General features: G+C 65.9%; 19 protein-coding genes, 1 rRNA gene and 1 riboswitch. Of the genes, 5 read left to right on the forward strand and 15 right to left on the reverse strand.

Features of this window, described 5'->3' with window-relative positions; genetic code table 11:
• Positions 1–33: 33 nt before the first annotated feature.
• The 13 genes from F2P45_RS30525 to cobT all read right to left on the reverse strand — a co-directional run bounded on the left by F2P45_RS30525 (position 34) and on the right by cobT (position 13,120).
• Positions 34–1,479 carry a cobyric acid synthase gene (locus F2P45_RS30525; protein ID WP_166881983.1) on the reverse strand — a complete coding sequence of 482 codons (1,446 nt, stop codon included), beginning with the start codon at positions 1,477–1,479 and terminating at the stop codon, positions 34–36.
• Positions 1,476–2,354: a cobalamin-binding protein gene (locus F2P45_RS30530; protein ID WP_166881984.1), complete on the reverse strand. Its 879-nt coding sequence runs from the start codon at positions 2,352–2,354 to the stop codon at positions 1,476–1,478. Before F2P45_RS30530 ends, F2P45_RS30525 begins: the two co-directional genes overlap by 4 nt.
• Positions 2,351–3,343, reverse strand: coding sequence for a threonine-phosphate decarboxylase CobD (cobD, locus tag F2P45_RS30535; RefSeq protein ID WP_166881985.1), 993 nt, complete (start codon positions 3,341–3,343; stop codon positions 2,351–2,353). The genes F2P45_RS30530 and cobD overlap by 4 nt, the downstream gene beginning before the upstream one ends.
• Entirely contained in the window at positions 3,336–4,271 is a 936-nt protein-coding gene (gene cbiB / locus F2P45_RS30540) for an adenosylcobinamide-phosphate synthase CbiB (RefSeq protein WP_166881986.1), read from the reverse strand. Before cbiB ends, cobD begins: the two co-directional genes overlap by 8 nt.
• A complete protein-coding gene (gene cobU / locus F2P45_RS30545) occupies positions 4,265–4,822 on the reverse strand; it encodes a bifunctional adenosylcobinamide kinase/adenosylcobinamide-phosphate guanylyltransferase (RefSeq protein WP_166881987.1) in 558 nt (185 codons plus the stop codon). Before cobU ends, cbiB begins: the two co-directional genes overlap by 7 nt.
• Complete coding sequence (locus F2P45_RS30550; RefSeq protein ID WP_166881988.1) at positions 4,819–6,123, reverse strand: cobyrinic acid a,c-diamide synthase CobB; 1,305 nt, start codon at positions 6,121–6,123, stop codon at positions 4,819–4,821. The genes cobU and F2P45_RS30550 overlap by 4 nt, the downstream gene beginning before the upstream one ends.
• Positions 6,123–6,743 carry a cob(I)yrinic acid a,c-diamide adenosyltransferase gene (gene cobO, locus F2P45_RS30555; RefSeq protein WP_166881989.1) on the reverse strand — a complete coding sequence of 207 codons (621 nt, stop codon included), beginning with the start codon at positions 6,741–6,743 and terminating at the stop codon, positions 6,123–6,125. Before cobO ends, F2P45_RS30550 begins: the two co-directional genes overlap by 1 nt.
• The gene (locus F2P45_RS30560; RefSeq protein ID WP_166882002.1) at positions 6,740–7,513 is read right to left on the reverse strand and encodes an ABC transporter ATP-binding protein; all 774 of its coding nucleotides are present in this window, start codon (positions 7,511–7,513) and stop codon (positions 6,740–6,742) included. The genes cobO and F2P45_RS30560 overlap by 4 nt, the downstream gene beginning before the upstream one ends.
• Complete coding sequence (locus F2P45_RS30565) at positions 7,513–8,538, reverse strand: FecCD family ABC transporter permease (RefSeq protein WP_166881990.1); 1,026 nt, start codon at positions 8,536–8,538, stop codon at positions 7,513–7,515. The genes F2P45_RS30560 and F2P45_RS30565 overlap by 1 nt, the downstream gene beginning before the upstream one ends.
• 18 nt (positions 8,539–8,556) lie before the next feature.
• Positions 8,557–10,434, reverse strand: coding sequence for a TonB-dependent receptor plug domain-containing protein (locus tag F2P45_RS30570; protein WP_166881991.1), 1,878 nt, complete (start codon positions 10,432–10,434; stop codon positions 8,557–8,559).
• 83 nt (positions 10,435–10,517) lie between these two features.
• A riboswitch (cobalamin riboswitch) is annotated at positions 10,518–10,743 on the reverse strand.
• Positions 10,738–11,283 carry a histidine phosphatase family protein gene (locus F2P45_RS30575; RefSeq protein ID WP_166881992.1) on the reverse strand — a complete coding sequence of 182 codons (546 nt, stop codon included), beginning with the start codon at positions 11,281–11,283 and terminating at the stop codon, positions 10,738–10,740. (Overlaps the previous riboswitch by 6 nt.)
• 1 nt (position 11,284) lies before the next feature.
• Entirely contained in the window at positions 11,285–12,076 is a 792-nt protein-coding gene (locus F2P45_RS30580; protein WP_166881993.1) for an adenosylcobinamide-GDP ribazoletransferase, read from the reverse strand.
• 9 nt (positions 12,077–12,085) lie between these two features.
• Entirely contained in the window at positions 12,086–13,120 is a 1,035-nt protein-coding gene (gene cobT, locus F2P45_RS30585; RefSeq protein WP_166881994.1) for a nicotinate-nucleotide--dimethylbenzimidazole phosphoribosyltransferase, read from the reverse strand.
• A gap of 174 nt (positions 13,121–13,294) precedes the next feature.
• On the opposite strand from cobT, the gene F2P45_RS30590 reads away from it, so the two are divergent.
• Positions 13,295–14,773, forward strand: a complete 1,479-nt coding sequence (locus tag F2P45_RS30590) for a DUF2868 domain-containing protein (RefSeq protein WP_166881995.1) — start codon at positions 13,295–13,297, stop codon at positions 14,771–14,773.
• On the forward strand, positions 14,770–16,224 hold the full coding sequence (locus tag F2P45_RS30595; RefSeq protein ID WP_166881996.1) for a DUF3482 domain-containing protein: 1,455 nt from the start codon (positions 14,770–14,772) through the stop codon (positions 16,222–16,224). The genes F2P45_RS30590 and F2P45_RS30595 overlap by 4 nt, the downstream gene beginning before the upstream one ends.
• Before the next feature lie 51 nt (positions 16,225–16,275).
• Here the strand turns inward: F2P45_RS30595 and F2P45_RS30600 are convergent, their stop codons facing one another.
• Positions 16,276–16,722, reverse strand: a complete 447-nt coding sequence (locus tag F2P45_RS30600) for a hypothetical protein (protein WP_166881997.1) — start codon at positions 16,720–16,722, stop codon at positions 16,276–16,278.
• A gap of 80 nt (positions 16,723–16,802) precedes the next feature.
• Positions 16,803–18,935, reverse strand: a complete 2,133-nt coding sequence (locus tag F2P45_RS30605) for a TonB-dependent receptor family protein (RefSeq protein WP_166881998.1) — start codon at positions 18,933–18,935, stop codon at positions 16,803–16,805.
• A 209-nt stretch (positions 18,936–19,144) separates the two neighbouring features.
• Here F2P45_RS30605 and adh point away from each other — a divergent pair, with 209 nt between their 5' ends.
• The 3 genes from adh to F2P45_RS30620 form a co-directional block, all read left to right on the forward strand.
• The gene (gene adh / locus F2P45_RS30610; RefSeq protein ID WP_166881999.1) at positions 19,145–20,665 is read left to right on the forward strand and encodes an aldehyde dehydrogenase; all 1,521 of its coding nucleotides are present in this window, start codon (positions 19,145–19,147) and stop codon (positions 20,663–20,665) included.
• Between the two features lie 16 nt (positions 20,666–20,681).
• Positions 20,682–21,071 carry a DUF779 domain-containing protein gene (locus F2P45_RS30615; protein ID WP_166882000.1) on the forward strand — a complete coding sequence of 130 codons (390 nt, stop codon included), beginning with the start codon at positions 20,682–20,684 and terminating at the stop codon, positions 21,069–21,071.
• A gap of 457 nt (positions 21,072–21,528) precedes the next feature.
• A 16S ribosomal RNA gene (locus tag F2P45_RS30620) occupies positions 21,529–21,604 on the forward strand; the annotation flags it as partial.

A 21,604-nucleotide genomic window follows, 5' to 3' on the forward strand; every position in this document is an offset into this window, starting at 1 on the left:
GCTGCGGCAGACTTTTTGCAACAAATGGGAGCTCTATTTTATCGCACACAGCGCGTCGTACAAGGGGCGCGCGGCCTGGGCGATGCGTTCCAGGCTGGCCTCGCGCAGCTGGGCCGTGTCGACCGTGGCGCCGCTGTCGAGCCCCGCCCAGCGCAGCAGCGCGGCGCAGGCTTGCGGATGGTCGAACATGCCGTGCAGGTAGCTGCCCAGGATCTGATCGTCGCCCGAGCGCGCGCCTTCATCGCGGCCCTCGATGCGAAAGGCCGGCATGTCGAGCGCCGCGCCGCTGGAGACGCCCATGTGAATTTCGTAGCCCGCCACGTCGGCGTCGGCAAAAGCGCAGCGGCCCGTCACCTGCGCCAGGCGTTTTTCGGTGGTCAGTTCGGTGCGCAGGTCGAGCAGGCCCAGGCCCGTTGTCGCGCCGCTCTCGCCTTCCACCCCGTGCGGGTCCATCACCTCGCGTCCCAGCATCTGGAAGCCGCCGCAAATGCCGATCACCTTGCCGCCGTAGCGCAGGTGCTTGTCGATGTACGCGCCCCAGCCCTGGTCGAGCAGATACGCCAGGTCGCCGCGCGTGTTTTTACTGCCCGGGATGATCAACAGGTCGCAGGCCGGCTTGGCCTCGTTCTGGCGCACGAACCGCAGGTCCACATCCGGATGCACGCGCAGCGCATCGAAGTCGGTGTGATTGCTCATGCGCGGCAGCGACGGCACCACCACCTTGAAGGCCCCGCGCGAAGCCTGCACCGCCTGCACCGCGTCTTCGGCATCGAGGAACAGCCCTTGCAGGTAGGGCAGCACCGCCAGCACCGGTTTGCCGGTCTGCTGTTCCAGCCAGTCCAGGCCCGGTTCGAGCAGCGAGATATCGCCGCGAAAACGGTTGATCACAAAGCCGATGGTGCGGTCGCGTTCACTCTGCGACAGGCACGAGAGCGTGCCGACGATGTGCGCGAATACGCCGCCGCGGTCGATGTCGGCCACCAGGATCACCGGGCAGTCGACCGCCTCGGCAAAGCCCATGTTGGCGATATCGCGGTCGCGCAGGTTGATCTCCGCCGGGCTGCCCGCGCCTTCGACCACGATCGCCTGGTACTGCTGGCGCAGGCGCGCGTACGATTCGAGCACGGCTCCCATCGCCACTGTCTTGTACTGATGATAGTCGCGCGCGTTCATCTCGGCGCGCACCTTGCCGTGGATGACCACCTGCGCGCCGATGTTACTCGATGGTTTGAGCAGCACCGGATTCATGTCCGTGTGCGGCGCCACGCCGGCGGCAATCGCCTGCAGCGCCTGGGCGCGCCCGATTTCGCCGCCGTCGGCCGTCACCGCGCTGTTCAGGGCCATGTTCTGCGGCTTGAACGGCGCCACCGGGATGCCTTCATTTTTCAGCAGGCGGCACAAGGCCGCCACCACGGTGCTCTTGCCGGCGTCCGACGTGGTGCCCTGCACCATCAGGGTGTGAAAAGGGAAGCGGCTCATGGCTTGGTCCTGCGCTGGCGCACCAGGTCGAGTTTGTCGCACAGGATTTCGGCGCCGGCGATCATGCGCGGCCCGGAGCGATTGAGCAGGTTGCCGTCGATGCTGAACAGGTTGCCGCGTTTGACCGCCGTCATGGTGGTGAACGGCTTCCACAGGTTCAGGCCAATGTCGGTGGGACTGCGCTCGCCGCTGAACAGCGCTTCCGGATCTTCCTGCAGCACCGCTTCCACGGTGACCACCGGGGCGGTCACTTTCAGCTTGCCGAACACATTTTCGCCGCCGCACATGCGCATGGCGTCGCTCAGGATATGGCCGTCGTTGAGGGTGTAGAGCGGCTTGTCCCACACCTGATAGAACATGCGCACCGGCGCGCGCTTCGCGTATCTGGTTTGCAGCGCGCCGAGGCGCTTGCGCAGGTCGGCCGCCGCGGGATCTGCCACGGCCTCGGTGCCCATCAGCTTTCCGAGGCGCGTCAGGTTACTGGCAATGTCGTCGAGTTTGCGCGGCTCGCTGTGGAACAGGGGGATGCCGAGCGCGCGGATCTGGTCGATCTGGCGTTCGGAACTGCCGTGCATCCAGACCACGATCAGGTCCGGCTTGAGGGCGGCGATACGTTCCATGTCGATGCCGTTATGGCTGCCCACTTGCGGCAGGCGCTTGGCCGCTTCAGGATAATCGCTGTAGGCTACGGCCGCAATCAGCCGTTCGGCGCCGCCGGCCGCGTACAGCATTTCGGTCACGTGCGGCGCCAGTGCAATCACGCGCTGCGCGCTCTTTTGCAGGGTCACCGGCCGGCCATCGTCGTCGTTGACGGTAATGGCGGCGCCGGCGTTCAGGGCGATCATGCCGGCAAAGGCGGCAAACAGGGTTTTCATCGTGGTCCTCGGTTCCAGTCTTCCAGGGCGAGCGCAAGGCGCCGCCATCCATGTTCATCGGGCGGCAGGCCGAGGCGAATGCCCCGCGCCGCCTTGGGAAACAGCCGCACCCAGATTCCGTGTTCGGCCATGTGCTGCCAGAAGGCCTCGGGCCGCGCTTCGGGCCACCATTGAAACAGGTCGGTGCCGGTCGACGCGATGCCGTTCGCGGCGAGCAGTGCGCGCAAACGCTCGCCTTCGCCGGCCAGCCGGATGCGCATCGCCTCCTGCCATGCGCGGTCGCTCAGCGCCTTTGCAGACACCTGCTGCGCCGGGCCGCTGACCGTCCATGGGCCGAGCAAATCGGCAAGGTCCGACAACAAGGGCGCGTGCGCGCCCACGAAGCCCATGCGTACGCCGGCCAGTCCAAAAAATTTGCCGACCGAGCGCAGCACGATCAGGCCCGGGCGGTCGCTGTGCGCGGCCACAGTCAGGTGCCGCGCGGTGTCGCCAAAGGCTTCGTCCACCACCAGCCATCCGCCGCGCTGGCTCAATGCCGCAGCCCAGGCCAGCAAGCGTTCGGGCGCCACGGTCGCGCCGGTCGGATTGTTCGGATTGCACAGCACCAGCACATCGCACTCGGGCAGCGCCGCGTCCAACGCGTCGTACGCCACCTCGCGCATGCTGTGACCGTGCCGTGCCCAGTGGTGCGCGTGCTCGGCGTACGAAGGCGCGGCCACCACCACGCGCGACGGTGCCCGTAGCTGGGGCAGCGCCTGGATCGCAGCCTGCGTGCCGGCCACCGCCAGCATCCGTGGCGCGCCATAGAATGCGCTCGCCGCGCGCGCCAGTTCAGGATCGGTTTCCGGCAGGCGGTGCCACGCATTGCCCGCCAGTTGCGGCGCCGGATACCAGCTTGGGTTCAGTCCCGTCGACAGGTCCAGCCAGTCGGCCAGCGGACGATTGAAGCGGATCGACGCCGCGCGCAGGTTGCCGCCGTGTTCAAGCATGAAATGCTCCCATGATCAGTGCCGCCGCCGCGGCCACGCCCAGCCACAGCGCGGCGGTCGCGCGCACCAGTTTCCAGGCGCGCGCAATGTCGCCGGCCTGCGCGGCGCGGCCGCGCCCCAGCGCAGGGCGCTGTTCGGCCACGCCGTCGTAGGTCGCGCTGCCGCCCAGCGCAAGACCGAGCGCACCGGCGCCGCTGGCCATGACCGGGCCGGCGTTCGGGCTTGGCCAGCCGGGCGCCTGCGCGCGCCAGCATTCCCACGCCGCGCGCCGGTGATCGGCCAGCAGCACGTACGACAGCGCGGTCAGGCGCGCAGGTAGGTAGTTCAGCACATCGTCGATGCGCGCCGCCGCCCAGCCGAACGCCAGGTAACGCGTGCTCTTGTAGCCCCACATCGCGTCAAGGGTATTGGCGAGCCGGAACAGCAGCGCGCCCGCGCCACCGGCCACCACGAACCAGAACAGGGTGCCGAATACCGCATCGTTGCCGTTTTCGAGCAGCGATTCGGCGCTGGCCTTGGCCAGGTCGGCCTCGCTGGCGCCGGCGGTATCGCGGCTGACGATGCGCGCCGTCAGCAGGCGCGCCTGCGCCAGGTCGCCGCTTTCCAGCGCCTGCGCGATCGGCAGGTTATGGTCGCGCAGGCTGCGAAACCCCAGGCAAAAATACAGGAGAAAGGCATGCGCGGCCAGTCCTGCGCCATGGCACAGCAGCGCGCCGAGCGCCGCCAGCGGCAGCACCGCCAGCGTCCACGCCAGCGCGCCGCGCACGAAGCGCGCATTGCCGCGATTGAGCGCGCGCTCGATGCGCATCGCCAGGTTGCCGAAGCCGACCAGCGGATGCCAGCGCCGCGCTTCGCCAAGCAGCAGGTCGAGCAGCACGCCGCCGGCCAGCAGCAGCGCCACTTGCGCCAGGCTCAAGCCACTCAGCATGCCTGGCCCTTGAGCGTGAGCGGCATGCCGGCCACGATGAACAGGGCACGGTCGCACACCTTGGCCACCGCCTGGTTCAGCCGTCCGGCTTCGTCGGAAAAGCAGCGCGACAAGGCGCCGTAGGGCACGATCCCCATGCCCACTTCGTTCGAGACCATGATCACGTCGCCGGGCGCTTGCGGCAGGGCGGCCAGCAGCGCGTCGCACTGTTCGTAGAAAATGTCCGGCAGGTCGATCACGCCCACTTCGGGGAAGTCCTGGTCGACCGAGAAAATCAGGTTGCTCAGCCACAGGGTCAGGCAGTCGACCAGCACCACGGTGTCCGGTTCGCTGCAGCGCAGGATCGCTTCGCCAAGCAGCATCGGTTCTTCGATGGTGGTCCAGTTGCCGGGACGGCTCGACCGGTGGGTCTTGATGCGCTGCGCCATTTCACCATCGCCGGCGCGCGCGGTGGCGATGTAGACGACTTCCTTGCCCGATTCGAGCGCTAGTTTTTCGGCGTACGAGCTTTTGCCGGAACGCGCGCCGCCCAGGATCAGCGTGGTCGTCATGCCGCACTCCTCGAAAACAGGTCCGCCACCGCCGCCGGACACGATGGAAAGTAGGCGTGGAAGTACGACGCCGTCAGGGACCCGGCGCGGTACACCGCTTCGCCGCCGGCGCCGCTCGGATGCTTGACCGTGTGCGCGCCTGGCGCGAGCGCCGTTTCCAGCCGCGAGTAGTGGAAGGTATGCCCGCGCAGCAGGCCGTGCGGCGTTTCCAGTCCCTGCGAGCCAAGGCCCGCAATGCGCGCCTGCATGCTGACCGCGCCTTCGAGCAGGCCGGCCATCGGCCACACCGTGCCCGCCTGGTCGGCCAGCGAATCGGCCAGCGCCATCATGCCGCCGCATTCGGCCACGATCGGCATGCCTGCCGCATGGGCGGCGCGAATCGAGGCGCGCCAGCGCGCGGCAGCGGCCAGCGTTGCGCCGTGCAGCTCCGGATAACCGCCGGGCAGGTACACCGCGTCGGCCAGTTCCGGCACCGCCTCGTCGGCCAGCGGCGAAAAGAAGGCGAGCGTCGCGCCGAGTGCGCGCAGGGTGTCCAGGTTGGCCGGGTACAGGAAGGCAAAGGCGGCATCGCGCGCAACGGCGATGGTGCGTCCCGCCAGCAGCGCTGCCGGCGCGTCGATGCGCGCGCTCAGGTCGATGCGCGTGTGGCGCAGCTGCGCCCATGCGGCGTCGTCGAATTCGAGCTGGTCGGCCAGCAGGTCGAGCAGGCCGTCCACATCCTGCACTTCGGCCGGCAGCACCAGGCCCAGATGGCGTTCGGGCAGGGTCTTGGACTGGCGCGGCAGCACCGCGATCAGCGCAATGTCGCGCATCGAAGCGGCCACCATGGCCGCGTGGCCCTTGGTGGCGACACGGTTGGCGATCACGCCGGCCATGTCCACCGGGCCGTAGTCGCGCAGGCCGAGCACCAGCGCGCCGGCGGTCTGCGCCATCGCCGATGCGTCGATCACGGCCAGCACCGGCAGGCCGAATTCGCGCGCCAGGTCGGCCGAGGAGGGCGTGCCGTCGTACAGGCCCATGACGCCTTCGATCAGGATCACGTCGCTTTCCCGGGCGGCGGCGGCCAGCTGGCTGCGGCACTGTTCGCGGCCCACCATCCACAGGTCGAGCGAGCCGACCGGCGCACCGCTGGCGCGTTCGAGCAGCATCGGGTCGATGAAGTCGGGTCCGCATTTGAACACGCGCACGCGCTGGCCGCGCCGCACCAGCGCGCGCGCCAGGGCGGCCGTTACCGTGGTCTTGCCCTGGCCGGACGAGACGGCGGCGACCAGCAGTACGCGCACATCCGCGTGGCCGCTCATCAGAACTCCGTCCCGGCCTGCGCCGCAATGCCGGCCTTGAAGGCGTGCTTGACCACCGTCATGTCGGTGACCGTGTCGGCAATCGCAATCAGTTCGTCCGGCGCGCCGCGCCCGGTAATGACCACATGCTGCATGCCGGGCCGGTCGAGCAGGTCGGCGATGACGGCGTGCACGTCCAGGTATTTGTATTTGAGCGCGATATTGAGTTCGTCGAACAGCACCAGGCCAATCGCCGGGTCGGACAGGAAGCCCTTGGCCAGCGCCCACGCTTGCTCGGCTTTTTCGATGTCGCGTTCGCGGTTCTGGGTGTCCCAGGTGTAGCCTTCGCCCATGGCGTGGAAGCTCACTTCGTCGGGAAAGCGGCGCAGGAATTTTTCTTCGCCGGTCGACATCGCACCCTTGATGAACTGGACCACGGCCACTTTCATGCCATGCCCCATGGCGCGCACCACCATGCCGAAGCCGCTCGAACTCTTGCCCTTGCCGTTGCCGGTGTTGACGATGATGATGCCGATTTCCTTCTGCGCCTCGGCGATCTTCTGGTCGATGATGGCCTTCTTGCGTTCCATGCGGACGCGGTGGCGTTCATTCAGTTCGCTGTTTGCGGTGTCGTCGATCATGCGGATTCCTCGGTTGGGATGAAAATACGGCGGCTGCCGTGGGGAAGGACTTCAATCGGGTGGCCCAGGTAGCGGCTCAGGACCGGTGCTTGCATTACTTCGTCGACCGGGCCGGCCAGCCATTCGCCGTCGCCCATCATCAGCAGCGCGTGGCTGGACGCCTGGTGCGCCAGGTTCAAATCGTGGCCGATCATCACGGCGGTCTTGCCCTGTTCGCGGCACAGCTTCGCCAGCAGGCGCATCACGCTGTGCTGGTGCGCCAGGTCGAGCGCGTTGGCTGGCTCGTCGAGCAGCAGCAGCGGCGTGTCCTGCGCCAGCATGGCGGCGATGGCCACGCGCTGGCGCTCGCCGCCGGACAGGGTGCGCACGTCGCGCTCGGCCAGGTCGGCCACTTCCATCGACGCCAGCGCGGCGTGGGCGATGGCGTAGTCGTCGCTGCCTTCCCAGTAGCGGTTGGCGTGGTAGGGATGGCGCGCGGCCAGCACGGTTTCGATGGCGCGGTAGGCAAAGGCGTCGCTGCGCGATTGCGGCAAAAAGGCGCGCTGGCGCGCCAGTTCTTCGAGCGGCCAGTCGGCCAATGCGCGTCCGCCGATGGCGATGGCGCCGCCGTCGGGATCGCGCAAGCCGGCCAGGGTGCGCATCAGCGTGCTCTTGCCGGCGCCGTTGCGGCCGATGACGCACCACGACTCGCCGCTGCGCACCTGCCAGTCGAGGTTTTTCACCAGCGTGCGGCTGCCGGCGGTGAGGAGCAGTTGGCGCGCTTCGATCATCATGAGCGGTTCAGCCGGTGGAGTTGGTACAAAAAGACGGGGGCGCCGATCAGCGCCGTGATCACGCCCACCGGCAGCTGCTGCGGCGCCAGTACGGTGCGCGCCAGGGTATCGGCCAGCACCAGGAAGGCGCCGCCGGCCAGGGTGGCTGCGGGAATGAGCAAACGGTGATCCGGGCCGCAGGCGAAGCGGCAGGCGTGCGGCACGATCAGGCCGACGAAGCCGATGCTGCCGGCGCTGGTCACGGCGCTGGCGGTCAGCATGCCGGAGCAGAAAAACAGTCCCTTGCGCAGCGCGCTGACCGGAATGCCGAGGGTGGCGGCGGCTTCCGCGTGCAGCGCCAGCACGTTCAGGGAACGCGCGCTGCGCAGGGCGAAAACGAGGCCGACGGCCAGGACGATCCACGGCAGCGGGCGCAAAGGCGCACCGGCGATGTCGCCGATCATCCAGAAAATCATGCTGCGCAAGCGGCTTTCGGGGGCGATCGAGAGCATCAGGGTCACCAGCGCGATGCAGGAGGTGGAGAGAATGGCGCCGGTTAGCAGCAGCAGGGACGAACCGCCTTCGGCCGCCGCGTTGCCGCGCAGGTCGCGCCGGGCCAGCATATACAGCAGCATCGATACCGCCACCGCGCCCACGAACGCGGCCACGTCGACCATCCACATGGCCCACATGAACAGCAGCGCGGCCAGCGCGCCGACCGAGGCGCCGGCCGAGATGCCAAGTACGTACGGCTCGGCCAGGGGATTGCGCAGCAAGGCTTGCATCATCACGCCGGCCAGCGCCAGTGCGCCGCCGGTGACGAAGGCCACCAGTGCGCGCGACAGGCGCAGGTCGAGCAGGGTGGCGGCCAGGGTCGAGGTATCGCCTTTCGCAAGGGCGATGAGCGCGCCCGGCATCTCGGCCAGCGCGACCGGCACCGAGCCGACCATCCCGGCGACGACCAGGCTTGCCAATGCCAATAAGGTCAGCGTCGTGATGATGACGCCGGCCCTGTGGCGCATAGTGCGAAAGAACGGATGCATGCGACCCCTGTTTGCTGCCTATCGGGCGCCGAAGCGAATGCCGGCAAATACCTGGCGGCCCGCGGTGGCGTAATTACGCGCCAGTTCGTATTGTTTGTCGGCGACGTTGTTCAACCGTAGCACAGCCGACCAGTCGGGGGCAAAGCGATACGAGGCAAACAGGTTCACCTGGCCGTAGCCGGGCAGGGTGTGGCGGTTGGCCAGGTCGTCGAAGCGCTTGCCGGACAACTGCACGCCCACGCCGGCGATCACGTTGCCGGCGTTGTATTCGACGGCGAACTTGGCGTGGCGCCTGGCGCGCCGCTGCAGGTTTTTGCCGGTGGTGTCGTCGCGCGGGTCCTGGAAGTCGATCGAGCCGCTCATGTCGACATCGCCCATGCGGGTGCGCGCGCCGAGCGTGACGCCTTCCAGGGTGGCGCGGTTGACGTTGTAGGCGCAGCCGTTCGGGTGCGTGTCCAGCTGGACCGGGCATTTGCCGGTGTTGACCAGCAGGTCGCTCAGGCGGTTGCGGTAGTAAACCGCGCTGGCCTCGGTGACGCCGTCGTTGTAGTAGGCGCCGCCTTCGACGTTTTTACCTTGTTCGGGCTTGTTGGTGTCGACCCCGTAGCCGGGGTAATACAGTTCATTGAAGGTCGGTGCGCGGAAACTGGTGCCGGCGCTGGCGTTCAGGCGCAGCGCGCGCGTGAGTTTGTAGCCGTAGCCGATGGCGCCGGTGACCTTGTCGCCATATTGGGTGCTGTCGTCGCGCCGCGCGCTGGCGCTGGCCAGGTGCTTGCCGCGCTTCGCCGAGTAGGCGGCGGCGACCGAGTTGGTGGCGCGGCTGGTGTTCAGCGCGCGCGTGGTGTCGGCGAACACGCTTTCCACGCGCCGTTCGAGCACCAGTTGCAGCAGGTCGCCGCCGAGAGCGATGTCGTGCTGCATGCTGTAGGCGTGCGCGCGCGTGTCGATGCGGTTGCTGGCGCTGGCGCTGGTGAAGTTGACCGATTTGTCGTCGGCCTCGGAGGCTTGCAAACTCATTTTCCAGCCGCTGCTGAACTGGTGCTTGGAGTACACGGCGATGTTGTCCATGTTCTGCACGCTGCGCACGTCGAACGGGTTCGGGCCCGAATCGTACTGTGACTTGAGGTGGCTGTGCAGGTACAGCAGGCCCGCTTCGTGGCCCTTGGCCAGCACGATGCCCAGCTGGCCGCTGGCGCTGTCGCGCGCGTAGCCGTCGTTGTCCTTGTTGTACGACGAGGTACCCGGCCTGGTGGCCGAGAAGCCCTGGTCCTTGTCTTTCGACAGGCCGAACGCGTAGTTGATGCTGTTCTCGCCCTCGCTGGCGCCGGATACGCCGAAGGTCATCGCGCGCGCCTTGTCGCTGCCCGCTTCCACGCTGGCGCTCACGGCGGCCGGACCGGCGCCGCGCCGGGTGAAGATCTGCACCACGCCGCCGATGGCGTCGGCGCCGTACATGGTGGCCAGCGGGCCGTAGACGATTTCGACGCGGTCGATGTTCGCCAGCGGCAGGGTGGCCCAGTTGGCGATGCCGCTGGTGGACGAGCCGATGCGCACGCCGTCGACCAGCACCACGGTCTGCTTGGCGTCGCCGCCGCGAATGAACACTTGCGATGCGGTACCAGGGCCGCCGTTACGGGTGATCTCGATGCCGCGCTGCTTTTGCAGCAGGTCGACGACATTGGCCGCGCCCGAACGGGCGATGTCGCCGGCGCTGATCAGGACATGGTCGCTCAGGACCTCGCTTGACGGTTGCGGCGCGCGCGCGGCGGTGATGATGACGGCAGTATTGGCAGCAGCGGCGGCGCTATCGGCAGGGCTGTCGGCGAGGGCGCAAGGGGCGGTAAAAGCTAGCGCGAGCGACGTCAGGGCCGCGTGGCGAACAACAGGAAAGGTCATGACAAATCTTTAGTGAATGCGATTGCGAGCAACCGGCCGACGTCCCCGTTGGCCAGATTGAAAAGGAACGCGGATATGGCTGCGTGTTCCCACCTGTGTTGGCCGGTATCCGGGCTGGCAAATGCGGCCGTCTCACCTTCCCATGCCAAATGCACAGTGGTCAATCGAGGCGGCTCGTCGCCATGTCAGCGACATTTGCTTACCGTTGCGGGGGCAGCACACGTTGGCCTGTTTGTCGCAGGCTTCGTGTTTCCCAGTTTAACTGCGCTCATGGACATGGGCGCGGGCACCAACACCCGATAATTATACACAGTCGATGATGACGGTCTCGCCGTAGGCAATGGCATGGGGGTGCTGTGCCGCTTCCAGTGCCATGGCCTCGGGACCCAGTCCGCGCGCGCGGGCGGCCAGCAGGCGGATGGTGCCGGCGTGGCAGATGACGATGGCGCCGGGCGTTTGCGCTTGCATGCGGTCGGTATAAAACGCCGACACGCGGCGCGCCATGGCGGTCACGCTTTCGCCGCCGCCGGGGCGGTAGCCGGCCATGTCGGCGGCCCAGGCGTCGACGCCGGCGCGGTCGATGTCGTCCCAGCGGCGCATTTCCCAGTCGCCGAAATCGAGTTCGGCCAGGCGCGGGTCGTACTGCACCGCTACGCCGCCCAGGGCCTGCGCCAGTGCGGCGCAGCGCCGCAGGGGACTGGAAAAGATCGGCAGGCCGGCGGGCAGGCGCGCGCGCAGGGCGGGCAGGGCCAGTGCCTGCAATACTGGATCGACAGTCAGGTCGGTGCGCCCGTAGCACACGCCGGATGTCACCTGCGGCGCCAGGTGGCGCACCAGATGCAAACGCATGTCAGAGCCAGGCGCCGTGCTGGAAAAACGCCAGCAGCGCGAGATAAATGAGCACTTCGGCCACCTGCTGCACGGCGCCCAGGCAGTCGCCGGTATAGCCGCCGATGCGGCGCAGGCACTTGGCGCCCAGCCACCACGCCACCAGCGCGGCGCCGATCACGCTTGCGAGCAGCGCAAGCCAGGGCACCATGCCGGCCGTGGCCAGGGCCAGCGCGGGCACGCCGGCGCAGGCGCAGGCGATGCCGAATTCGTGGTGGCTCATATGCTGGGCCATCGGCTTGGCCTTGCCCTCGGCGCGCGCGTATTCCATTTCCCAGACCAGGCTGACGGCCGCAAGGCGCGACAGGGGATGGGCGATGAACAGCGCGGCGATGACGGCGGGCGCGGGCAGGGACCACAGCGCGGCGCACTTGAGGCCCACCGTGAGCCCCATGCCGGCCGCGCCATAGGTGCCGATACGGGAGTCCTTCATGATTTCCAGTACCCGCTCGGTGGTCAATCCGCCGCCGAAGCCGTCGCACATGTCGGCCAGGCCGTCTTCGTGGAAGGCACCGGTCAGGTAGATCGCCGCCGCCGTCGACAGGATCACCGCCACGGGGGCGGGGAACAGCCACGCCGCAGCGGCATACACCGCCGCCGCCACGCCGGCCACCACCACGCCCACCAGCGGAAAATAGCGCGACGCATGGTGCAGCCAGGCCGGATCGAATCCGACCCAGCCCGGAATCGGCACGCGCGTGAAGAACTGCAGCGCGATGAAGAACAGCCGGCACTGGTGGATGATGCTGGCCATGCCGTGACCTCAGGCCGACTGGCCGGCCACGCGCGCCGACTGGAATGTGGCCATCTCGCCGAGGAAGTTGACGGCCGCGTGCAGCAGCGGCAAGGCCAGTGCGCAGCCGGTGCCTTCGCCCAGGCGCAGGCCGAGGTTCAGGAGCGGGCTGGCGTTGAAGTGTTCTAGCATGCGCGCATGGCCCGCTTCGTCCGAGCAGTGCGAAAACACGCAGTAGTCGAGGATGGCCGGCTGCATGCGTGCCGCCACCAGCAGCGCGCTGCTGACGATGAAGCCGTCGATCAGCAGCACCATGCGCCGTTCGGCCGCCTTGAGCATGGCGCCGACGATCATGGCGATCTCGAAGCCGCCGAAGGTGGCCAGGATGTCGAGCGGTTCGCTCATCTCGCCATGCAGGGCGACGGCCGCCTCGATCACGCTCTGCTTGTGCAGTACGCCCTCGGCCGACAAACCGGTGCCGGCGCCCACGCAGTCGGCCACCGGCACGCCGGTCAGCTTGTGCATCAGCGCGGCGGCGGCGGTGGTGTTCCCGATGCCCATTTCGCCGAAGCCGATCACATTGCCTTCCAGGTTGCCGACGATGCGCATGCCGTGCGCCAGGGCGGCGGCGCATTCGGCCCAGCTCATGGCCGGCTGCTCGGCGAAATTGGCGGTGCCGCGCGCGACCTTGCAGTCCATCAGCGCGGCGCGCTTGCCGAAGTCGTGATTGACGCCGGCGTCGATGATCTGCAGCGCGCAGCCGTTCTGGCGCGCGAAGACGTTGATCGCCGCGCCCCTGGACAGGAAGTTCTCGACCATCTGCCAGGTGACGCTTTGCGGATAGGCCGAGACGCCTTCGGCCACCACGCCGTGATCGGCCGCGAACACCAGGATGGCCGGCTTGTGCAGCGCGACTCTGGTGGTTTGCTGGATCAGGCCGATCTGCCTGGCCAGCGTTTCGAGCGCGCCCAAACTGCCCAGCGGCTTGGTCTTGTTGTCGATCGCTTGGGCCAGTTCGCTGGCCAGCAGGGGGTCGTGGGTGGAAGCTATGTCTGGGAGGCGCATCGTGAAGAGAGATAAGAAAGTGTCAAGAAAATTCCGCGCTAAGATAGCACATCCCTGCTTGCGCGTTTCTGCAAGACCAGCATGGGGAGGCAAAGTGCGGCACAATTGGCCTGTGAATGTTGTCGTTTCATACAGGTCCCCGCAAATATGAGCGCGTAATAGAACAGGAAAAGCATGAACGAACAGGTGGCAAGGAACGTGGTGCTGGTGCGCTCCATCGAAACCATGGACGGCAAGCACGAGGTACTGAGTGACGACGATCGCCTGTACGCCAGCCGCAGCGCCAAGGAACTGGCGCAATGGCAAGCGTCCGACAGCAAGTCGGAAGTGACGACCGAGCACTTTTTGCAGCAGCGCGCCGAGCAGATCCTCAAGCGCCTGAGCGAGCGCACGCCCGCGTTCGGGGCCATTGCGCGCCGCCGCGGCAGCTTCAAGGCGCTGTCGCTCGGCTTGCCGCTGCTGGCGCTGGTGCTCGGCGCGGCGGTCGACCGGATCGGCGATCCGCATCGGGTCGATTTGCTGTCGGCGCCGCTGCTGGCGATTATCGGCTGGAATATGCTGGTGTATTTACTGTTGATGGCGTGGATGTTGGCGCCCGCGCGTAAGAACGGCTGGGTATCGCCGGCCTTGATGCGCCGCCTGAGCGGCGCGCAATTGTCGCTGCCGCGCAAGTTGCCGAATGTGCTGGCGGCCGGGCTCACCGATTTCAGCCTCCAATGGAGCGAGCTGAGCGCCAGGCTGACGCAGGCGCGCCTGGCGCGCACCATGCACCTGGCGGCCGCCATGTTTGCCGTGGGCGCGCTGCTGTCGCTGTACGCGCGCGGCTTCCTGACGCAATATGTGGCTGGCTGGGAAAGCACTTTCCTCGACGCCACCCAGGTGCATGGCATCCTGTCGGTGCTGTTTGCGCCGGCCGTGGCGCTGTTGCCGCTGGAAGGTTTCAGCATTGCCGATATCGAGGCCTTGCACTTTTCCAAGCTGTCGACCGGGATGGGCGGGGCCAAGTGGGTGCATCTGTACGGGGCGACCTTGCTGCTGCTGGTGGTGCTGCCGCGCCTGGTACTGGCGGGCGTGGCGCACTGGCGCGCGCAGCGGATGCACAACAAATTTCCGCTGGACCTGGAACAGCCGTACTTCCGCAAGCTCAACGGCGAGGCCGGCACCAGCGCGCCGGCGCTGCTGCGCGTGCTGCCCTACAGCTACACCCTGGACGAGGCGCGCGACAAGGGCCTGTCGCAGATCGCCGTGACCCTGTACGGCGAACAGGCGCGGGTGATGCTGCGGCCATCGTCCGGCTATGGCGAAGAAGCGGTCGACGCCCTGCGCGATCTGAGCGTGGATGACGCCAATGTGACAGCGAGCGCCGTGCTGTTCAGCCTGGCCGCGACGCCGGAGAAAGAAAACCACGGCGCCTTTCTCGATCATCTGGTGCGCGCTTCGCAACGCGGCATTGCCGTGCTGGTCGACGAATCGGCGCTGACCGAGCGCAGCGGCACCCAGGCCGGGGCCGATGTGCGGCTGGCCGAGCGGATCGCACTGTGGCAGCAGTTCTGCCAGTTCCACCGCGCCCCGGCGACCATCGTCAACCTGCTCCATCCCGAGCGCCGCCCGCTGGAGCTCGGCGCCGGACTTAGTTTATCGAAGGCATCATGAGCGACACCCCTGTCCATATCCAGTTTGCACTGATTTCGCACACCAACAACGGCAAGACCACCCTGGCGCGCACCCTGGTCGGGGTCGATGTGGGCGAGGTGCGCGACGCCGCCCATGTGACCATCTTTGCCGAATCGCACCTGCTGCTCAAGACCAGCGAGGGCGACACCCTGCAACTGTGGGATACACCCGGCTTCGGCGACTCGGTGCGCCTGCTCAAACGGCTGGGCATGGCCGGCAATCCGATCGGCTGGTTCCTGCGCGAAGTGCTGGACCGCTACCGCGACCGTCCGTTCTGGCTCAGCCAGCAGGCGCTGCGCACCGCGCGCGACGAAGCCGATGTGGTGCTGTACCTGGTCAACTCGTCCGAGCATCCGCGCGACGCCGGCTACCTGCCGGCCGAGATGCGCATTCTGGAGTGGCTGGGCAAACCGGTGGTGGTGCTGCTCAACCAGCTGGGGCCGCCGCGTCCGGCGCACGAAGAACAGCAGGAACAGACTGCCTGGAAACAGCACCTGGACCAGTACAAGATCGTGCGCGATGTGCTGGCGCTCGATGCCTTCGCCCGTTGCTGGGTGCACGAGCGCGTGTTTTACGAGGCGGTCGGCAAGCTGGTCGACGAGCCCAAGCAGGCCGGGTACGCGCGCCTGTTTGCGCAGTGGGAAGCCAACAACCGCGAACGTTTTGCGGAAGCAATGCGGATCACCGGCGCGCAGCTGGCCAGCGCCGCGCGCGACAGCGAACCGGTCGAGGCCGATGACAAGACCTTTCTCAAGTCGGCCATGAAAGCGGTCGGCCTGGGCAAGAGCGACCAGCAGCGGCAGGAGCGGGCCATGGGTTTGCTGGTGGAAAGGCTGAACCAGAACATTGCCGCCACCACAGGGCAGCTGCTGGCGCTGCATCAGCTCGATCCGAGCGAGGCGCCCAAGATCAATGCGCGCGTGAGCAAGAATTTCACCGTGCGCGCGCCGGTCGACCGCGCCCAGGCCGGCTTGCTGGGGGCGGTGGTGTCGGGCGCGGCGACGGGCTTGTCGGCCGATCTGATGGCGGGCGGATTGACCTTCGGGGCCGGGGCCTTGCTGGGCGGGGTGGTCGGCGCGCTGACGGCGGCCGGCGCGGCCTGGGGGTTTAACACCAGCACCGACCGCAACCGCACCACCATGCAATTCGCCGACGATTTTTTGCAGACCTTGCTGGTTGGTAGCATCCTGCGCTATCTGGCGGTGGCGCACTTCGGGCGCGGACGCGGCAACTTCGTGGAAGGCGAGGCGCCGGCGTTCTGGCAGGCCGAAGTGGAGGGGGCGGTGGCGCGCCAGGACGCGCGCCTGGCCGATGTGTGGCAAGCGCTGCGTGCCGACGGCGATGCGCCCAAGGCCGCCGCCGATGTCGAGACGATCGCCACGGCCATCGCGCGCGATACCCTGGCGAAGCTGTATCCGGGGTCGATCTGAGCAGCTAGGGCCGAAGGGCTGACGCTGAACGGAAGCTGATTCGGATCAGCGTCAGCCTGCCGCCCAGCCAATCATCGCGCCGGCGATGAGGATCAGAGCGTAGCAACATGCACGCCAGCGCCGCGCCATTTTTCGTTTTTCGCGCCGGTCCGCGCGCGTCCTGCGATCAGCGGCAGTATGCGTTTCCCAATGGTCGGGCGAGGCATATCGATCAAGGTTTTCGCCGTACACCCCCGCGCCGAGCATGGCGGCAAGCCGGAACATGGTCAGGATCAGCTCTTTCGACGGTTCTTGCGCATCGATCAGACCATGCGGCGTCAGATGCAGCCCGGCGTTGCGCCGATCTTTCAACGTGACGGTGCAAAACATCGTTCCGTGCCGGTTCAGGTGCTTTTCAACGCGCAGTTCCGCACAGTCGCTGGCGCTGGCGAACCATTCGTCGGGACCGATCGGCGTCTCCTTGAAACCCGCACGGGCGATATATACATGGAAGCTCATCGGCGCTCTCGCATCGGGTCTCTGCCTTGATTGGATCGTTCTCGGACGATGCGCCAGTTTAAGCGCTTGTCCCGCTACCCCTAAAAGATATATTGCGCGCTCACGCCAGCCAGCCAGTTACGCTGCGGCGCCGCTTCATAAAAGCGCTTGTTGGCGTCGCCGACGATGACCGATCCCACATAGCGGCGGTCGCTCAGGTTATTGAGGCGCACGAACTGCTTCAGGCGCCATCCACCCAATGACTGTTTGGCCTGGACGCGGGCGTTGATGATCGCGTAGCCCGGCGCGGCGATATCGGCGTTGGCGTCGTCAGCGTAGATTTTGCCGCTGGCGATGGTTTCGAGCGCGGCGCCGACGCCATCGTCGCTGCTCTTCCATGCCAGCTCGCCGAACAGATTGGCTTTCGGCACGCCCGGCAAGCGGCTGCCGGCGGCAACATTGCCGAAGCCTTGCTCGTAGGTGGCGTTCAAGGCGGTCATGGCCAGACGGCCACTGAATCCCGCGCCAAAGTTGCTGTCCAGCGAGACTTCCGCGCCCCGGCGCAGGGTTTCACTGGCATTGCGGTAACTGGTGCGCCCGCCGCCGGCGATGTCGACCACCAGCTCGTCGCTGGTTTTTACCTGGAACAAGGCCGCATTGATGCGCATGTTGCTGCCGAGATAGGCCTTCACGCCTGCTTCCAGGTGTGTGCTGGTGGCGGGCTTGAGCGCGAAATTGAAGCCCGCGCCGGCGCCTGAATAGAACAGCTCGTTCAAGGTCGGCGTTTCGAAGCCACGCGCCGCGCTGGCGTACGCGTTCAGGCCCGGCGAGATCTTGAACAGCGCGCCGAGCACGGGCGTGGTGTGGCGGAAGCTGACGCCGCCGCTGTCGTTGCCGTTGGTGACGAAGCGATCGTCCACGCTGACTTTCATGCGGCTGTGGCGCAGGCCGGCGGTCAGCACCCAGTCGCCGCCTTGCCATTCGGCCTGGGCATACGGATCGAGGCTGGATACGGTATTGCTTTCATCGCGGCGCAGCTTGCCCTGCAGGCCGAACTGGTTGCCGATAAAGTTTTCGTAGCCCTGGCGCTGATCGGTGGAACGGCCGTAATCGATGCCGATGGTGGTGCTCAGCTTGCCGCCGGCAAGCTTGCGCACGCTGAGCCAGTTGATGTCGGCACCGTAAAAGTCACGGTCGAAGTCGACCACGCCACCGGACTGGCTGGCGGGCGTCTGGACGAATCTGGAAAAAGCCTGGTACTGGATGACCTGGCGATTGCCGCCGTACACCATCGCACGCACACGGTCGTCGCCCAGGCGCTGCTCGAAGGCGGCGCCGGCCTGTTTGTGGTCGATGCTCTTGCGCGTGTTGTAGCGGTCGGCAATGGAGCGTTTCGGATTCTGTGTATCGGTGGCATCGGTTTCGCCGGCGCGCGGATCGCGCTGGTAGGTGGCCCAAGTCACGCCGAGCGGATCCTGCGTGTCGTCCTGGCTCAGGGCGCTGGCGGTCAGGGTCAGCTTGCTGGTGCCGGTCGGTGCCATGGTCAGCTTGGCGAAACGCTGGTCGCGCGTGGCGGCGCTATGCGCGCGGTAGCCGTCGGTCTCGAAGCGGGAGGTGTCGAGCACGTAGCCGATGCCGTTCGCCTCGCCCTGGGCGTTGAGGTCCACCTTGCGGGTGCCGTCGCTGCCGCCAATGACGCTGCCTTCCACGCTCGGCCGGCCCTGGCCATCGCGCGTGAACAGCTGGACCGTGCCGCCGGAATGGTTGCCGTAGACGGCAGAGAACGGACCGCGCAGTACTTCGATACGTTCCGCCATGTCGAGGTTGAAGGTTGCCGCTTGTCCCTGTCCGTCGGGCATGGTTGCCGGGATGCCGTCTGCAATCAGGCGCACACCGCGCACGCCGAAGGCCGAGCGGGCCCCGAAGCCGCGCGAGGAAATCTGCAGGTCCTGCGCATAATTCTGGCGGTTCTGGGCCACCAGGCCGGGAACGGCCGAGAGCGATTCGGACGCGTTGACGCGCGGCTGGCCGTCGCGGATGCGGGCGGCGTCGAGCACGTCGATGGCTGCCGGCAAGTCGAAACTGGTGTGCTCGACCCGGCTCCCGCTGATGACGACCACATCGGCCAGCGGCGCGCTGGCCGGCGCATCGGGTGCGGCGGCCGCTACCGTGCCTGCCGCGCCGAGCGCAAATAGGGTGGCGATGTGGTTCAGGCGAAACGGGTGCTGCTTCATGGGTTCTCCGGGGGGTGTTTGGCGTCGGTACGCAATATACGCGGGCGGCATGAATCCTGCAGCGGGCAAGCGTAATGTGCGCCAGAGCACCATCGAAAGGACTAGCCTGTGGGAAGCCGTTACAGTTTCTTTGCGTTTGCGCAGGTACTTGTTTTGATGTGCGTCTACGCTTGGACTCCCGGTACATAACCATAAAGGAAGAGGACGACATGAATCTCGCAGATATCAGCAAGCTGGGCGTAGCCAATCCATTCAAACAACGCTACGACAATTACATTGGTGGAAAATTTGTTGCGCCCGTCAAAGGCGAATATTTCGGTAACGTCACCCCGATCACCGGTCAGGTGTTTTGCGAGGTGGCCCGTTCGAGCGCCGACGATATCGAGCTGGCGCTGGATGCCGCCCATGCCGCCAAGGAAGCCTGGGGCAAGACCTCGCAGGCCGAGCGTGCGAATATCCTCAATAAGATTGCCGACCGCATGGAAGAAAACCTCAGCTTGCTGGCCACTGCGGAAACCATCGACAACGGCAAGCCGATCCGCGAGACCACGGCGGCCGACATTCCGCTGGCGATCGACCATTTCCGCTACTTTGCCGGGTGCATCCGCGCGCAAGAGGGTTCGGTCGCGCAGATCGACCACGAAACCTACGCGTATCACTTCCATGAGCCGCTGGGCGTGGTCGGGCAGATCATCCCTTGGAACTTTCCGATCCTGATGGCTGTGTGGAAGCTGGCCCCCGCGTTGGCTGCGGGCAACTGCGTGGTGTTGAAGCCGGCCGAGCAGACCCCGGCCTCGATCCTGGTGCTGATCGAGTTGATCGGCGACCTGTTGCCGCCGGGCGTACTCAATATTGTCAACGGTTACGGTCTGGAGGCGGGCAAGCCGCTGGCGTCGAGCAAGCGCATCGCCAAGATCGCGTTCACGGGCGAGACCGGTACCGGCCGCCTGATCATGGGATATGCGGCGCAAAACCTGATTCCGGTCACCCTGGAATTGGGCGGCAAATCGCCGAATATCTTCTTTGCCGACGTGATGGATGCGGACGACGCGTTTTTCGACAAATGCCTGGAGGGTTTTGCCATGTTCGCGCTGAACCAGGGCGAAGTGTGCACCTGTCCGTCGCGCGTGCTGATCCAGGAATCCATTTACGACAAATTCATCGCGCGCGCCTTGGAACGGGTGGCGGCGATCAAGCAGGGCAATCCGCTCGATGCCTCGACCATGATCGGCGCGCAGGCCTCGCAGGAGCAGCTGGAAAAAATCCTGTCCTACCTCGATATTGGCAAGCAGGAGGGCGCCGAACTGCTGACCGGCGGGGCGCGTCAAATCCAGCCTGGCGACATGAAGGACGGTTATTACGTGCAGCCCACGGTGTTCAAGGGCGATAACAAGATGCGCATCTTCCAGGAAGAGATTTTCGGTCCGGTGGTGTCGGTGACCACCTTTACCGATGAAGCCGATGCCCTGCGCATCGCCAACGATACTTTGTACGGGCTGGGCGCCGGCTTATGGACGCGTGACGGTTCGCGTGCGTTCCGGGTCGGCCGCGCCATCCAGGCCGGGCGCGTGTGGACCAATTGCTATCACCTGTATCCAGCGCATGCGGCATTCGGCGGGTACAAGCAGTCTGGTATCGGGCGCGAAAATCACAAGATGATGCTCGATCACTACCAGCAGACCAAGAACCTGCTGGTCAGCTATAACCCGAACGCGATGGGCTTCTTTTAACCGAAGGGAGTTTTGCATGGGTGACGCGCTATCACGCGTGGTCGCAACCGATGCCGCGCGCGCAATGATCGACGAGTTGCGCGCGCGGCATGGGCCGGTCATGTTCTTTCAGTCGGGAGGCTGCTGCGACGGCAGTGCGCCGATGTGTTATCCGGACGGCGAATTCAATATCAGCGATACCGATGTCCTGGTCGGCGAGATCAACGGCGCCGCCTTCTATATGGGAAGGGAGCAATTCGCCTACTGGGAACATACGCAGCTGATCATCGACGTTGTCGCAGGGAACGGTGGCATGTTCTCGCTGGACAATGGAACAGGACGGCGCTTCCTGACCCGTTCCCGGCTCTTTACAGATGCCGAGTTCGGTGGCCTGACCGCCGTTCATACAGGGCCGCGTGACGCATAAGTGCGCGTATTCGTGAGCGTGGCGTCGGTTCCACGCGACGAATTGTGTAGCTTCTACGATAGTTCTTGCCAGCGTGGAGAGGGCTTTGCTATAGTTCGCCTCCCCGAAGAAAACGTTAACGAAATCAAGTAGTTGGCGGGTTGTAAAGGGCGTCTCGAACGAGGCGGAGTAGAAAAGAAGGGGTTGACGAGAAACGCGAAACGCTGCATAATCTCATCTCTCTGCTGCAGCGAACACAACGCTTCGTACCATGCGGCAAGATAGAAATACCGAACAAGTTCTTTAACAATTAACAGTCGATAAGTGTGGGCGTTTGATGAAGGTGCCAACAGAGCGCAAGCGATGTTGAATACTTAAATTATCAAATGTTCACAAAAAAGAAACACGGCGCATCGAAAGATGAGCTTGTCAGTATTTTGAGTGAGCGATCTGTCCGCAAGGACATTAAACAGAGATTGAACTGAAGAGTTTGATCCTGGCTCAGATTGAACGCTGGCGGCATGCCTTACACATGCAAGTCGAACGGCAGCGCG

Origin of the sequence: Massilia mucilaginosa (genome assembly GCF_011682145.1) — a bacterium.
GTDB lineage: Bacteria > Pseudomonadota > Gammaproteobacteria > Burkholderiales > Burkholderiaceae_D > Telluria_A > Telluria_A mucilaginosa.

What these genes read in the sequence shown, in the direction of transcription:
- F2P45_RS30615 (WP_166882000.1), top strand. Translation starts at nt 20,682, where the DNA reads ATGGGTGACGCGCTATCACGCGTGGTCGCAACCGATGCCGCGCGCGCA.
- F2P45_RS30590 (WP_166881995.1), top strand. Translation starts at nt 13,295, where the DNA reads ATGAACGAACAGGTGGCAAGGAACGTGGTGCTGGTGCGCTCCATCGAA.
- cobU (WP_166881987.1), bottom strand. Translation starts at nt 4,822, where the DNA reads ATGACGACCACGCTGATCCTGGGCGGCGCGCGTTCCGGCAAAAGCTCG.
- F2P45_RS30550 (WP_166881988.1), bottom strand. Translation starts at nt 6,123, where the DNA reads ATGAGCGGCCACGCGGATGTGCGCGTACTGCTGGTCGCCGCCGTCTCG.
- cobD (WP_166881985.1), bottom strand. Translation starts at nt 3,343, where the DNA reads ATGCTTGAACACGGCGGCAACCTGCGCGCGGCGTCGATCCGCTTCAAT.
- F2P45_RS30560 (WP_166882002.1), bottom strand. Translation starts at nt 7,513, where the DNA reads ATGATCGAAGCGCGCCAACTGCTCCTCACCGCCGGCAGCCGCACGCTG.
- F2P45_RS30565 (WP_166881990.1), bottom strand. Translation starts at nt 8,538, where the DNA reads ATGCATCCGTTCTTTCGCACTATGCGCCACAGGGCCGGCGTCATCATC.
- cbiB (WP_166881986.1), bottom strand. Translation starts at nt 4,271, where the DNA reads ATGCTGAGTGGCTTGAGCCTGGCGCAAGTGGCGCTGCTGCTGGCCGGC.
- F2P45_RS30575 (WP_166881992.1), bottom strand. Translation starts at nt 11,283, where the DNA reads ATGCGTTTGCATCTGGTGCGCCACCTGGCGCCGCAGGTGACATCCGGC.
- F2P45_RS30530 (WP_166881984.1), bottom strand. Translation starts at nt 2,354, where the DNA reads ATGAAAACCCTGTTTGCCGCCTTTGCCGGCATGATCGCCCTGAACGCC.
- F2P45_RS30600 (WP_166881997.1), bottom strand. Translation starts at nt 16,722, where the DNA reads ATGAGCTTCCATGTATATATCGCCCGTGCGGGTTTCAAGGAGACGCCG.
- F2P45_RS30570 (WP_166881991.1), bottom strand. Translation starts at nt 10,434, where the DNA reads ATGACCTTTCCTGTTGTTCGCCACGCGGCCCTGACGTCGCTCGCGCTA.
- cobO (WP_166881989.1), bottom strand. Translation starts at nt 6,743, where the DNA reads ATGATCGACGACACCGCAAACAGCGAACTGAATGAACGCCACCGCGTC.
- adh (WP_166881999.1), top strand. Translation starts at nt 19,145, where the DNA reads ATGAATCTCGCAGATATCAGCAAGCTGGGCGTAGCCAATCCATTCAAA.
- F2P45_RS30525 (WP_166881983.1), bottom strand. Translation starts at nt 1,479, where the DNA reads ATGAGCCGCTTCCCTTTTCACACCCTGATGGTGCAGGGCACCACGTCG.
- cobT (WP_166881994.1), bottom strand. Translation starts at nt 13,120, where the DNA reads ATGCGCCTCCCAGACATAGCTTCCACCCACGACCCCCTGCTGGCCAGC.
- F2P45_RS30605 (WP_166881998.1), bottom strand. Translation starts at nt 18,935, where the DNA reads ATGAAGCAGCACCCGTTTCGCCTGAACCACATCGCCACCCTATTTGCG.
- F2P45_RS30580 (WP_166881993.1), bottom strand. Translation starts at nt 12,076, where the DNA reads ATGGCCAGCATCATCCACCAGTGCCGGCTGTTCTTCATCGCGCTGCAG.
- F2P45_RS30595 (WP_166881996.1), top strand. Translation starts at nt 14,770, where the DNA reads ATGAGCGACACCCCTGTCCATATCCAGTTTGCACTGATTTCGCACACC.